General features: G+C 34.5%; 11 protein-coding genes. 1 reads left to right on the forward strand and 10 read right to left on the reverse strand.

All coding sequences use genetic code 11. The features are described from left to right. The first annotated feature begins 285 nt into the window (after positions 1-285). Positions 286-984: a thymidylate synthase gene (locus tag QZV68_RS07700; RefSeq protein ID WP_296880182.1), complete on the forward strand. Its 699-nt coding sequence runs from the start codon at positions 286-288 to the stop codon at positions 982-984. Positions 985-997: 13 nt separating this feature from the next. On the opposite strand, the gene QZV68_RS07705 is transcribed toward QZV68_RS07700, so the two are convergent. The 10 genes from QZV68_RS07705 to QZV68_RS07750 all read right to left on the reverse strand — a co-directional run bounded on the left by QZV68_RS07705 (position 998) and on the right by QZV68_RS07750 (position 14,370). Continuing rightward, on the reverse strand, positions 998-5,857 hold the full coding sequence (locus QZV68_RS07705; RefSeq protein WP_296880184.1) for a C1 family peptidase: 4,860 nt from the start codon (positions 5,855-5,857) through the stop codon (positions 998-1,000). A gap of 237 nt (positions 5,858-6,094) precedes the next feature. After that, a complete protein-coding gene (gene bsh / locus QZV68_RS07710) occupies positions 6,095-7,075 on the reverse strand; it encodes a choloylglycine hydrolase (protein ID WP_296880187.1) in 981 nt (326 codons plus the stop codon). Between the two features lie 75 nt (positions 7,076-7,150). Continuing rightward, positions 7,151-7,696 carry a rubrerythrin gene (gene rbr / locus QZV68_RS07715; RefSeq protein WP_296880189.1) on the reverse strand — a complete coding sequence of 182 codons (546 nt, stop codon included), beginning with the start codon at positions 7,694-7,696 and terminating at the stop codon, positions 7,151-7,153. A 96-nt stretch (positions 7,697-7,792) separates the two neighbouring features. Continuing rightward, entirely contained in the window at positions 7,793-8,338 is a 546-nt protein-coding gene (gene rbr, locus QZV68_RS07720; protein WP_296880191.1) for a rubrerythrin, read from the reverse strand. Positions 8,339-8,520: 182 nt separating this feature from the next. Further along, a complete protein-coding gene (locus tag QZV68_RS07725; protein ID WP_296880192.1) occupies positions 8,521-9,234 on the reverse strand; it encodes a DUF4013 domain-containing protein in 714 nt (237 codons plus the stop codon). Between the two features lie 131 nt (positions 9,235-9,365). Next, the gene (mch, locus tag QZV68_RS07730) at positions 9,366-10,337 is read right to left on the reverse strand and encodes a methenyltetrahydromethanopterin cyclohydrolase (RefSeq protein ID WP_296880194.1); all 972 of its coding nucleotides are present in this window, start codon (positions 10,335-10,337) and stop codon (positions 9,366-9,368) included. Positions 10,338-10,461: 124 nt separating this feature from the next. Further along, positions 10,462-11,133 carry an Ig-like domain-containing protein gene (locus tag QZV68_RS07735; protein WP_296880196.1) on the reverse strand — a complete coding sequence of 224 codons (672 nt, stop codon included), beginning with the start codon at positions 11,131-11,133 and terminating at the stop codon, positions 10,462-10,464. 200 nt (positions 11,134-11,333) lie between these two features. Then, on the reverse strand, positions 11,334-12,227 hold the full coding sequence (locus QZV68_RS07740) for a radical SAM mobile pair protein B (RefSeq protein WP_296880197.1): 894 nt from the start codon (positions 12,225-12,227) through the stop codon (positions 11,334-11,336). An 82-nt stretch (positions 12,228-12,309) separates the two neighbouring features. Then, the gene (locus tag QZV68_RS07745) at positions 12,310-12,810 is read right to left on the reverse strand and encodes a nitroreductase family protein (protein WP_296880199.1); all 501 of its coding nucleotides are present in this window, start codon (positions 12,808-12,810) and stop codon (positions 12,310-12,312) included. Continuing rightward, on the reverse strand, positions 12,811-14,370 hold the full coding sequence (locus QZV68_RS07750) for a ClC family H(+)/Cl(-) exchange transporter (protein WP_296880201.1): 1,560 nt from the start codon (positions 14,368-14,370) through the stop codon (positions 12,811-12,813). It lies immediately after the preceding gene. Positions 14,371-14,418 lie beyond the last annotated feature (48 nt).

Raw genomic sequence — 14,418 nt, forward strand, 5'->3', positions numbered from 1 at the left:
ATTAATAATTAATGAATAACTTCAATAATTTTAATGACAATTATTAAAATAATGGATGTTACTGTAAACTCCAATATTATTGAATTAGGTAACCTATATGAAAAAGAAAAAAGTGAAGATTTACGGTTCATATGAACTGCAATCTTCTTTAGCAATTTCCTCTGTGACTTAAAGAAGATGAAGTGGATTTCGACTATACGTTTGTCAAAAATTAATTTTAAAACAAAAATAAATATTATATACCTTACAAAACAAAAATATTATAAATTAAAGGAGCTGTTTTGAATGCTAACAATTAATGAATGTTATCTGGAATTTGTTGACAAAATTCTAAAAGAAGGAAAAGAAACTTACAAAGACTCAAATCACCATTTACTTGAAAGTTTGGGAAATTTTTACATAATAGATGATCCGTTCAATTTAAAATTCAGGGCAAAATACCAACACTACACCCCTGAAATGTTGCTTTCCGACATAAAAAACGGAAAATTCGACATGGAAGCCAATCCAATAAAAAGCGATGCACTATACGAATATGTAAAATCTGCAGAAAATCCTGACGATCAGGGATTCGTATACACATACCCAAATCGTATCTACGCCCATTTTGATATCGACCAATTCAACACAATGAAACAAAGGATTTTGACAGCAACAGGTTCTAACAGAGCAGTGGCAGTTACAATCGATCCAGAAATTGATGCCGACAGGGAAGACATACCATGCCTGCAATTCCTGCAATGCATCGTTCGTGATAATGAACTAACAATCCACTGCATATTCAGAAGCAACGATATCTTCGGAGCATTCTACTCAAACATGTTCTTCATTGCATACCTCGGATTGAAAATGAAAGAAGAGGTAAACAAGGAACTTCTAGGTACAAAGATAAACTTTGGCGGCGTACACTACCACTCAACATCAGGCCATATCTACAATACCGATTTAAAAGCAGCTCGAAATTTAATAAAATCAAATAAATAAGGTTTTTTTAACCTTATTTTTTAACAGTTATTTTATTTGAATTCTTCAGACTACCATAACTTGTAAGTACAGTAAACTTACCTATTTTTGCACCAGATTTTAATTTTACGGCAGCTATTCCCTTGTAGTTGGTCCTTGCCTTATAAGTCTTGGATTTGAATTTGATGGTTATTACCTTATTCTTCATTATCTTGCCGCTAGTGCTAAGCAGTTTGGCAGTGAATGTAAAAGTCTTTGACCTTTTTACCGCAACATTTTTGGTAATGAGCCTAGGCTTGACAACTATCTTGTTCTTAATAGTGCATCCATTATATGATGCATAAGCTATGTAAGTTTTAGCTCTTGCAGATATCTTTAAAGATGCATATCCATTGGAGTCAGTATTTCTGTAATATGTTCTGCCATTGAATTTGATGGTTACCCGAACTCCTTTTGCAACATTTCCTCCATCATCATAAGCCCTGACCTTATAATATTTTCCGGATCCATAATACATTGTTATTCCTTTGCCAACCAAACGGGAAACAACATTTATTGACTGTGTCTTTGCTTCAGTGGTAACTGGATTGGTAAGTGAAACAACATAATTTCCCTTATTCATTTTTATATTATAGGAAATCACTCCATTATCATCGCTTAAGACATTATAGGTCTTTCCATCAATGTTGAGTGTCACTTCCTTATTTTTCAAAGGATTGCCTTTTGCATCCAAAAGTGTAGCTTTGTAAATTGAATTATATGCATATTTGAATTGTTCAGGCAATGTTACTGTGGATTTTACAGTAAACTTATCGGTCAAATTGGATTTGAAATATCTTTCGTTTCCACCGAATGAAATCTCAATAGTATAGTCTCCAACAGCAAGATTCAACTCCACCCACGCAACACCTGAAGCATCAGTAGTGACAGTGTATGTCTTCTGGTTGATTTTTACTGTTAGCTTTGCGCCATTAACCGCATTGCCGGATTCATCCTTCAGAGTTATAGGACATGAAATCTTTTCATTGAAATAGAAAAAGTTGGCACAGGTGATTACAGTTTGCTTGAACTCAACGAACAAATCACGTTCAACAACATCAGAACTGTAAATATAGCTGCTCATTTCTGCCTTTATCTTATGATTTCCACATGCCAGACTGCCAACATCCAAAATTGCCTTTCCCATGGTGGATTTGACCATATATGGCTTGCCATCCACATAAATACGCACATAGTCAGATATCGGCTTTGATATTTCCACAATGATTTTATATGAACCGCCATTTTCCTCAAATTTCAAGGACAATTCCACATTTGTTTTTGAAACATTCAGAGAAACAACCTTGGAAGATGTATCGTAATAATATCCATCATTATAGCTGATTGTAACAACATTTATTCCAGTATTTTTAAATGTATAATTCAATTCTGCCTTACCGTCAACCACATTTACCACTTTATTTTCATCTTTCAATTTAAAAGTGACAGTGCCCATATTGACAATTTTACCATATGAATCCTTGACTGTACAAATAAGGTCAACAGGATTTTTGACATCGGTTGATGGAATATTCAATTCCAAAGCTGTTTTAATCAATGAAACCTCAAAATAACCCATGAAGTGGGATGAATTATACAGGTATGAATCGTCAAAGTATGTGGCTTCGATTTTCATGAATCCGAAGCGGTTGAAAATATGGGTTAGGCTTGCTTTTCCATTGGCAACATTGACCTTATGGTCAATACCTTCAACATTGAATATAACAGCTCCTTTATTAACCTTGTTTCCATTACTATCAGTAATTGAAGCTGTTATTACCGCAGGATTGTGAGGATAATCCATATTTAAAGAAATTGAAGTTCCGATAATATCCATTGAAACTGATTGGACAGTTTGTGATGAATTGTAACAGTATAAATCATCGTATCTTGCTGAAATAGTCTTCAATCCAAAAGTTTTAAAGACATGACTCATGCTGGCAGCACCATTGACAACGTTTACCTTATAATCGACGCCATCTATATTGAAAGTGACAACACCGCTTACTACTGACTTGCCGTATTGGTCCTTGACATAAGCATCTATAACAAGAGGATTATACCTTGAAGAGGAGAATTTTAAGGATATTATTGAGTTGATTAGTTTATTGCTTACAGCAATTTCACTTCCGGATGACTTGTATCCAGTCTGTTTTGGAGTGAATTTTGCGCTAAACTTGTTTATTCCATCTCCAATCACAACTTTTCCATAGTTGGCAACGCCATTTGTGATGTCTACTGTTTTGTCAACACCACCTATAGTGAAAACAACATTTCCCTGACCCTTGAATATATTGCCATATTCATCGAAAACTGTTGCAACAAGGTTGGAGTTTTTATCATCAATTCTTGAAAGGGTCATGACCACCTGAGTATTGATTTCATTCAATACTGTAAACGCCTTAATGCATGCCACCTGGGAATTGTATGTATGATCAGGATATGTCCATTCAAGGTCATAAAGGTCGGCCCATTTTTTGCCGTCATAGCTGATGAATGAAATGCCTTTAGAGTAAAATTCAGTATTGAGAGATACTGCTTCTGAAATAGGCACTGACGCTTCCTTATCGACATTTATCTTAAATACAATGTCAAAGAGATCACCCTTTTTGAGCGGAATTAACTGACCCAAATCAATAGTCTTATATCCTGGAGATGCAGTTCCTTTCTTAGTGAGCTTCAAAACATTGTTGACATAAACGGACAGTTCCCATGTGGTGTCCTTTGAGAAAAATGTTGAAGCCGCAGAAAGATATTCCGCACCTGTTGCAGTGAACCTGTTCTTATACCATACCACAGATGTGGAGTTAATAAAGTAATCTGTGCAGCCAGGAATATCATATTGATAGTTCTTATCATATTTGATAGTGTCATTTAAAATGAATGTAAATATTGATGCAGACTTATTGATAGGGGCGCATTTACTATCATAGTATGAAACATAATAATATCCCTTGTCTCCAGAGGAAGTTCCCCAACTGTTTCTTATAATCCATGCCCCATCACCTTCAGGCTTGTTTTTGAAATTATCCTTGGAATATGTCTCGTCCCAACCGACTATGATAACTGCATGGTTTGGACTATTGCTTCCATCATAATAATAGCTCTTTCCTTTGGCATAATTGCTGGACCAATAAATGCTGGTTTGAACAGCACCATAATCCATTAAAGCCCTTTTGATTTTGTCATTGTCAGTGCAATCTGACCTTGTTAGATATGCAATATTCTGGATATGGAAATAACTTTTCAATACAGGAGACAGCAATGATTTTGCATCATACGGGTCATCGCTTTCATTTACAGGACCAAGCCATGATGTAAGATATCCTATTCCCATCTTATCATATCCTCCCGTATTTGTTTCCAATGGCCATCCATAATCAGAATAAAAGGCCATCAGATTCTTCATGTTTTCTTCAGATAAATCATAAGAAATGCCGGTTGCCTTTAAAATACATGATTCAAGAGCTCCCAAAGTTGAAAATGCCCAGCAGTTTCCTCCATTTCCCTGATTCTTTACTGGAGTTACATAGCCCAAATCCTTAAGGTTGAAATATGAAGGCAGATTTCCGCTGCCGGAAGAATTGTACTTGACTAATGTATAATTTCCATTTCCAATAAACACATCAGGCACTTTGGATTCAAAAACATCTTTGTTGACCAAAGCCTCGTTGTTGATGAATGTATTGTTCAAACCCTTATTCATAATTGAATCATAGTAGCAGTCGCTTCCAACTGAATAAACTGCACCGGCAGAATTCAAAGCAACATTATTAACAAATGTGTTGGATTTTATGACGAAATCTTCCACATTATTAACGTGTAAGGCTCCTCCATCATTTGCCAGGTTATTGGTCAAATATGAATTGACAATTGAAAAAGACCTGTACATTACATAAATGGAACCACCGTCATATTCCGCCTTATTGTTTTTTCCAGTAAAACTGTTCAATTTTAATTTTGAGCTTAAAGAAACAATTGCACCACCAAATGTTGAAGTACAATTAACAATTTCCATATAATCAGAATCCATATTGGAATCCAATAGATAAATAGCTCCTCCACCATCACCAACTGCATATCCGTTCAAAAATTGAGACCTGCTTATAGTAACTTTTGCATTGCCCTTTGCATAAACAGATCCTCCGCAGATTGTCGCATAATTCGAATTGAATATAGTGTTTTCGATTGCTAAATTTCCACCGTTAATATTGATTGCTCCTCCCCTAATTGCATGATTATTGATAAATTGACTGTTTTTTATTGTCAGATTACCATCAGACACAGAAATTACACCATCTGTAGGAGCATAATTACCTGAAAAAGTACAGTTATTCAAATCAACAGCAGACACTTTGGTTGAAGAATGAATTGAGTCACCATATTCAATATTTTTGAATATTGTATTTTCAATATTCAGACTTCCCTTATTGGATATTGAACACCCAAGAAGAGTTACATTCTTAAGAGTTAAACTGCCGGATGAATCAAATCCCTTACCTGAATAGGAAATTACTGTCTTTTTGGGATTGTTTCCTACAACATTCAAATTTTCAAGTGAAACATATTTGTCCAATGAATATTCACCATCGGCAAGATGGATTGTTGAGCCTTCCTTAATGCGAACGCTTTTTAAATACTTATATGGATTGTATTGTGAACCGTCGCCTGAATCACTTTCAATATTTGAATCAAAATATATGTCTGAAGTCAGCACATCGCCCTGACTGACGGAAACTGTCTGATTTGAATAATCAGCTGCAAGCAGAGTCTCGTTATCCTCTGCAAATGACATAGGAATTATCATCAATAAAAACAATATTGAAAACAATACTAATAATTTAACTTTCCTCAAGTTATTTCCTCCATTTATACAATTTAACAACATAAAAAATGTTAAAATGTATAGATTACTGTAATTTATAGCACTTATAATATAAAAAGATAGAGTATTAAAAAGGCTATTTTCATGAAAAAAAAGCAAAAAAACAGTTTCAAAGAAAAAAATTATGTAGGAGTGAAAATCCCCTATCTTTATATTTTGATTCTATTGCCACCTGATGTGACAAGACTTATCACATATTGTTCATTGCTAGTTGATATGGTTGATACTTTCAGTATCAATCAGCTTATAGTCAATCAGTTCGTTAGAGTCCAAATCTTCATTTTTTAAACTGACTGCATTTATTTGAGAATTGCCATATGTCCTGTAATACAGGATTCCATCATTTGTATTGTAGCAGGAGGAATATATTGTATATTCATAGAAATCAGGCTCCCTGATGAATGTGGCACCGTTTTGCTGTTCCACGGATTGTAGAATATGGAAAAACTGACCTACGCTAGCTTCCTCACAGGCATCAGAATATGAATTTTCACGGGTGAACGCTACCTTTACGAAACGGGACATTGACGATAAATCACCGGGCAGACCCATTGCGCCCATTCCCCTGCTGTACTCATCAAGGTCAACATTTTCAAGAAAAGTGTTTTCATGTGCCCTGTTTGACAGATGCCTGTAGTTATTCAGATTAAACATCTGCCTGTCGAATGGTGGATTATTTGTCAAAACACCCACAGGATTATCATATATTCTCAATTCATTTTCAAATGGTTCAACGACGATTGAATCACCGGAACTGTCGGAAAGCATCCAGTGAAGCGGAGATAATGGAAGCTGCTTTGAAAAGTCAATATTTACAAGGTTGATTTCCTGAAGCAACTTTTTTGCAGAAACTACACTATCTGCACAGCTGAGTATATATGGGATTAACTCAAATGGAGTAATGTTTATCATTTCACCGTTAAAGTCATTATATACCGCATTATCAGGGAAGTTCAAACCGGCAATGGCCAATCCCATTTCATTGCATGCATCATAATAAAGAGGATATTCATCAACGCCGGCGGCAATACCAATAATTGCATAATGAGACTTGATGGAGTCTATCTTTTTAAATTTGAACTCGTAGTTTCTTGGAACAATAGTAACCTTTTCATTGTATGATATCTCATAATCGAAGTTACGTCCAAAATAACAATTGTCTGTGATATAATTACTTGCAGTACACATGATTTTAGATTAAAATCTTTTTGTATATACAAGTTTTGGTGAATATTGAAAAAAAAAGAAAAAAGAAAAGAGGATTTAGATATAGCTGGTATCCTGTTTTCTGAAGTGTGCTTGCGGGTGATCACATAATGGGCAAACTTCAGGAGCGTCCTTTCCATAATGGATGTATCCGCAGTTATTGCATTTCCATGCAATTTCCTCATCTTTTGAAAATACTTTGCCTGCTTTGATCTTATCAGACAATGCATTGTATCTGTCTTCATGTGCCTTTTCAGTAGCACCTGCGGCATCGAATAAATCTGCAATATCATCAAAACCTTCTTCACGAGCGGTTTCAGCAAATTCTTTGTACATTGAAGTCCATTCTTCATGTTCGCCTGCAGCTGCATCAGCAAGATTGGTTTCAGTATCAGGTACGCCTCCACCGTTCAACAGTTTGAACCAAATTTTGGCATGTTCCTTTTCATTGTCGGATGATTCCTGGAAAATTTCCTTGATTTCCACATATCCGTCCTTTTTAGCTTGGGATGCATAAAATTCATATTTAACACGTGCCTGGGATTCACCAGCCAGTGCTGCTCTTAAGTTTTCTTCAGTTTTTGTTCCTTTTAAATCTGCCATGTTATCTACCTCAAAATTAAATTTGTTTCAAAAGAGTATATAAATATTTGGTGATAATTAAGTAACTTAAAAATAAAAAAAGTGAAAAGAGTAAAATTATTTATAATTTTGAGCTCTTTCTTCAAAGTGTGCTTTTGGATATCCGCAAACTGGGCACATTTCAGGTGCTTGAGGACCTTTGAAAATGAATCCACAGTTTTCACATTTCCATTCAATTTCTTCTTCTTTTTTGAATACAGTTTCTGCTTCGACGTTAGCAAGTAAAGTTCTGTATCTTCCTTCGTGTTCTTTTTCGATTTCTCCCACTTTTTCGAATAAGAATGCGATTTTAGCAAATCCTTCTTCACGAGCGGTTTCAGCAAATTCTTTGTACATTGCAGTCCATTCTTCGTTTTCACCATCAGCCGCTGCATTTAAGTTTTCAATTGTGTCAGGAATTTCTTCATCATGTAACAATTTATACCAGATTTTTGCATGTTCTCTTTCGTTTTTGGAAGTTTCCATGAAAATATCGTGGATTTGAACATAGCCTTCTTCTTTTGCTTTTGCAGCAAAGTATTGGTATTTAGTATGTGCTTGGGACTCACCAGCAAAAGCTGCTTGTAAGTTTGCTTCAGTTTTTGAACCTTTTAAATCTGCCATTTTATACATCTCCATTATAAAATAATTGAATTATTTATTCTATATAGAATGATAAAATATATATCAATTATCATTTAAAAATTTATTGAAAAAATTTTTAAAATTGAGTCGATTCATACTAATGAAAATAATAAAATAACTAAACTATTGAAAAAAATAAAAAAAGAGAATAGAAATGTTATCTATTCTGCATATAATAAACCTACACCATAATTGACGAATAACATAATGAATCCGCCAAGAAGGATATCGACTATTATGATACCAATGTATGGAATTACTGTTACAACGGATAAAATTAAACTTAAAACGATTAAAAGAATTAATACAATAATTAAATATAATACAATTTTCAATATTCCAATTCTTTTTACATCCCCAAATACTTCACCAATGCTTAATGCATCACCGATACTGCCGGATGCAGCAAATCTTGCTTGAGCAACTATTCCAAATATTCCAAATATGATAAATATAACTACTGCGAAAACCGCCCAAATTCCTAAAGATCCTGCCATTTTATCCAGTCCTGCTCCAATTGCACCAAACATGAATAAGAGAACAAGAGTTATAATAATAGGAATAAGGAAGTAAACAAGTTCTACAATTATTAATTTTATACCATTTACAAAATTGTTTGTAAAATCTAAATCTGGAATATAATTTGAGTTGTTAATACCTTCTTTAATTACTTCAATTGAATAACCATACAGAATAATTGAAAATACTATAGCAATTATTATTCCAATGATTTCCATGGATGACCCGGACCCATATAATCCGCCCAAAATTCCATCCATATCAGAAATAAGATAAAGAAGACCTATTATGAAAAATTTTGATAAATCAGAAAACGGATAAGAAATTGAATTTGATAAAACATCACCTAAACCCATATTTTCACCTTATAGCAATTTATTTTAAACAAACACTATATTTTAGTGTTAATATTTATTTTGTTTTAGAGGATATTTAAATATTATGTGAAAATTTTTTAAAAAAAAGAAAGAATAGAATAGAATTAAATCTATTCATCAACACCAAAGGATTTTTTAAGCAAGTCTGCATTAACAAATCCTTCTTTGTAAATTTTACCAGTAGTTAAATCGTTGATTACTACTTCTGCAGGAGCAAACATTCCTTTATCAATTTGGTAGAAATCAAATCCTGCTTCTTTAAATACATCAAAGAACGGCTTACCATATCCATCAGCAGCAGAAGATGGTAATTGAGCTGCTACATTAGCAATATCATCGCCTTCTTCAGATTCTACATAGTAATAGGTTCTTCCACCGAATAATACTGCATCGTTGGTTTTACCCATAGCTTTAAGTCCATCTGGGTCAACAGGTGCAATTGGTGCAATACCTGCAGCGTGTTTTACTTTGGTTACATCGAATTTAATGAATTCCAACATTTTGTAAGTTCCGTTTTCAACAACCCTACCGGAAATTTGAATAGATCCGACTAAAGAAGAAGTAGGAGCTACAAGCAAGTAGACATTTTTAACATCAACATCACATTCATCAGCAATGTATTGAGCTACATCATCACCAGGCAATACATCTGCTTCTAAAGTTAAGATTGCTAAATCAGCACCTTTATCATCATATCCGATTTCTTCATAGGTTTCTGCTGGTTTTAAAGCTATTGCTCTAGCAGGACCAGAACCTAATGCAAAGAAATCTCCTACAGAAACAGACCAACCAGCTTTTTGTGAACCTAAGGTTGAAATAGAAGGTGAGTCGGTTTTAATTTTAACTGAAGGAAGAGCGAATTTTTCAGACAAATCTCCAGGAATTGAAATTCCAACATCTGCAAGTCCGCCAAGACAAACTTTAGTATAAAGTTCTCCTGCCTTGAAACTTCCATCAACATTTACACCACAGTCAATGACAGTAGCGCCATTGGCTAAAGTTTCTACAGCGATGTTTAATTCATCTGCTTTTTCAATCATTACATCTACGGTTTTTTTAGCTTCTACGTTTACACTTACCATAGTTTAACCTCATATAAAATATTAACTTAAATAATTAAGTTATTAATTAAAGGTTTATTGCTATTATTATTTAAAACTGTCTAAATGAATTCGAAAAAGAAAAAATAAAAAAAGATGGAAGTATTTAATACACTTCGCTTGAAGAGCCATAACCAGAATAATCTGAATAAGACCCTGAACCGCTATCATAGCTATAATAATCATTATCACTACTATAACTGCTGTAACCATTAGAATAGTCACTATAATCATTAGAATAACTGCTGTAACCATTAGAATAGCTACTGTAACCATTAGAGTAACTATTATAATCATCTGAAGAACTGCTGTAATCCTGACTATAGTCTGAATAGCTTGAGGAGCTATTGTTTACCTGAGCAGACGAACTGTTAGTTGCATTATTGGAACTTCCTTGAATAATTTCAATTATCTTAAGTGTTGAATTAGAGTTATGCTTGTCATCTCCTCCAAATGAGGCATTTACTGAAATCCTTCCAGTATCATTAGTTTTGATGATTGTTTCTGCAATACCCACAGAATCAGTAACAGCAGACAAGGATTGCCTATTACCCTGACCATCCAACATGTTTATTTTTACCGTTTGATTAACCAATGGATTTCCACCTGCATCACTAAGATTAACTTTTAAATGATCTCCGTTTTTTAATGTATCGGCAGATACAATGTTAATATGAGAATCCTTCAAACCTTGAGCAGGACCCATCATAAATACTGCAAATAGGACAACAAAGGCAACTACAACCATTCCAACAATTATCACATCACCTTTTTTCAAAAAATCACCCTTGCATATATCATTTTTATCTATCAAACTGAATGCAATCCCACATTATGGAGACCTTAATCCATAAACTCCATGAATCTGAAATTTTAGCCTAACCGTAAAGCAGGCATCAGGATTCATTCATTATATACTAATAATTATAATACCATATACTTAAATGTTTACATTTTTATTCGCAACGGAACAAATGATTATTTTCTGCATCTCTTTTTCTTGGCGCTTTTTGTTATCTCCTCATGGTAGAAGTAATTTACAACTATTGGAGGCTCATCAAAAGGTCTTTTAATGGAATCATCATCCCTAACATATAATAATCCAATATCCTCACAAAAGTGCTTCAAATCCTCATTTAAGTATTCCCAATAGCTTCTATCTTTTTTAATGTAAATTTCATGGTACAACGGAGCCAAATCAGGAAAAGTTTCTTTAATGTAATTAAGAATAACTGCCTTGTAATTTCCCCTCAAATTTAAATTTTCAAGCCAAATTAAATTACAATAGTCCTTTGTTTGATTGATAATGGATGGGACATCAGTAATTTCCGGAAAAATTGGAGAAATGAAGCATGTTGTTCTAATACCATTATCATATAATGTTTTCATAGCTTTCAAACGTCTTTTAATGCTTACCGCATCATCCATATCCTTTTTGAATTCCTCATCCAAAGTATTTATCGAGAATGAAACTCTGACATCGGGGAAAGTCTTCAATAAGTCCAAATCCCTTAAAATTAAATCTGATTTTGTTAATATACTCAGCTTAACATCAGCACCACTTAATTGCTTAAGCAATGTTTTTGTTCTTTCAAATTCCTCCTCCATCGGCTGGTAGGGGTCTGTAACCGAACTTATAACCAGACTCTTACCGTCATACTTTTGAGGATTCCTGATTTCCGGCCAGCATTTGACATCCAGGAACTCTCCCCAAGGCTCATCGTGTTTTGAAAACCTTTTCATGAAGGAGGCATAGCAATATTTGCATGCATGAAGACATCCCAAATATGGATTTACTGAAAAATCACCTACCGGAAGATTGGATTTGGTCATTATGCTTTTTACTTCCTTTTTAGATATCATGGGATCCATGTTTTTCCTCATCTAAATCAAACAGTGAAAACTGCTTTAAAAATATTCTGTTTTAAAATTGCATCAAAAATAAGTCTTATTATCAAAATCTGTCGAAATGAACCTTGCTTTCATCATAGCGAAGCTTGACTTCACTTTCACTATCAGGATATCCGACACAGATTACTGAAAACGGAATGCAATAATCAGGAATGTTCAGGTATTCCTTTAGCTTTAAAACCCTATCTTCAATCGGATGGAATCCTAGCCATACCGCACCCAATCCTTCATAAGTCGCCTGAAGCAGGATATTTTCATTGCATGCTCCCAAATCCTGTTCAATCATTCCATGCACTTTGGATTCGTTGAGATTTCCAAGAGTAATTATCAGATGTGATGCCTTGGCCGCAGGGGTTGCGAATTTATGCATCTTTGAAATTGCCCGCTTGTCCTCATCGCTGCTTACGACAATGAACTCCCATGGCTGAGCATTGCATGCCGATGGAGCCTGCATGCCCGCCTTAAGCAAGTTTTCAATTACATCATCAGGAATTTTCTTGTCTTTGTATTTGCGTATGCTTTTTCTTTTAAAAATTAAACTCATCTAATCACCGAACAACTCTTCAATTTCCTCTCGAATAAATGGATAATCATTACTGTCAGCCAAAATCTGTATCTGGTCTGAATAATTGATTTGGAAATCCTCAGTTGGAATTATGTACTTGCCATTTCTTATTACTGACACCACTATAGCATTTTTTGGGAAAGGAACATCCTTGATTTTAAAATTAATATAATTACAGTCCAAAGGCACCACATACTCTGAAAGAACATGCTTTGAAGGTTTCTTAACATATTCCCTGTTCTTTTTAAACAACAGTCTATCATATAATGATTCATAAATTGGCTCGTTTCCAAGCAGGGTCGGAACCACATAAGCTATCAGTGAAACAATAATCATTGCGACAAGAGATTCCGTGGATCCTGACATCTCTGCAAGAAGAACAATGCCTGTAATCGGAGACCTTACAGTAGATGCGAAAAATCCTGCCATGGAGATTATGATAAATTTATATATCAAATCATGCTGCCATCCGAATGCCGGAACAACCACGGACCCGAATATAGCTCCAATATATGCACCCAATACCAAAATAGGCAAAAATATGCCCCCTGGTGCACCGGATGAAAATGAGAACATTGAAAAGAGATACTTTAAAACAAGCAACATCACCAATACTCCCAGTGAAGGAATGGTTAAATCCAACATGTCCATCATGAAATGGCCCCCATCACTGATTTCAGGAATCATTAATGCTACAATTCCAGAAACCATGAAAACCAATACGAATTTAAGCCATGAAGGAATTTTAAGATTACTTACTAAATCGCTTGATTTTATCATCCCAATATTATATACATAACCCAAAAGACCAATCAGAAAGCCCAAAGCGATTAAAATCCAATATGATTCCAAAGGAATGTTTAAAACAGGGAAATTTAAAATTGTTGATTGGCCAAAAATTACTTTTGAGATAAAATCAGACACTATTGCAGATACAAGTGCAATGAATACTAATGTCTTGTCAAATCCATGATTTATTTCCTCAAAAACAAAGATTACTCCTGCCAGAGGAGCATTGAATGCTGCTGTAATACCAACTGCAGAACCGACAAGAATCAGCCTTAATTCATCTGTCTTTGACCCTTTGAATATTTTGGCAATACCCTTACCTGCCATACCACCAATCTGAACTGAAGGACCTTCAGGACCCAGAGACAGTCCTCCCAAAGCAGTTAGGACACCTGCTACAATTTTTGAAAACAGTACCTTCGCCCAATTGGCCTCCATATGTCCTTTTACCTCCGCATATATCTGAGGTATTCCGCTTCCAGACGAATCAACTTCCCATTTTGTTAAACGGTCAATTAAAAGACCCATTATCGCAAGGGCTATGAAAAATAAGATAATGTATAAGACATTTCCATGTATTATTTTTAGATAACTTCTTAAAACATTTTCAGAACCTGCAAGTAAAAAACGATAGAGACAAACCATCAAACCGGCAAATATACCAACCAATACACCCTGAATCGTTAATCGGAATATATATTTCGGATTTTCACTTACAGACTTCAATGTTTTTTCAAGAGTTTTCATCATCTAATAATTTATTCCAAATCATATAAATTATTTTCAATCAATTACAAA

Origin of the sequence: uncultured Methanobrevibacter sp., assembly GCF_902801725.1 — an archaeon.
Lineage (GTDB): Archaea > Methanobacteriota > Methanobacteria > Methanobacteriales > Methanobacteriaceae > Methanocatella.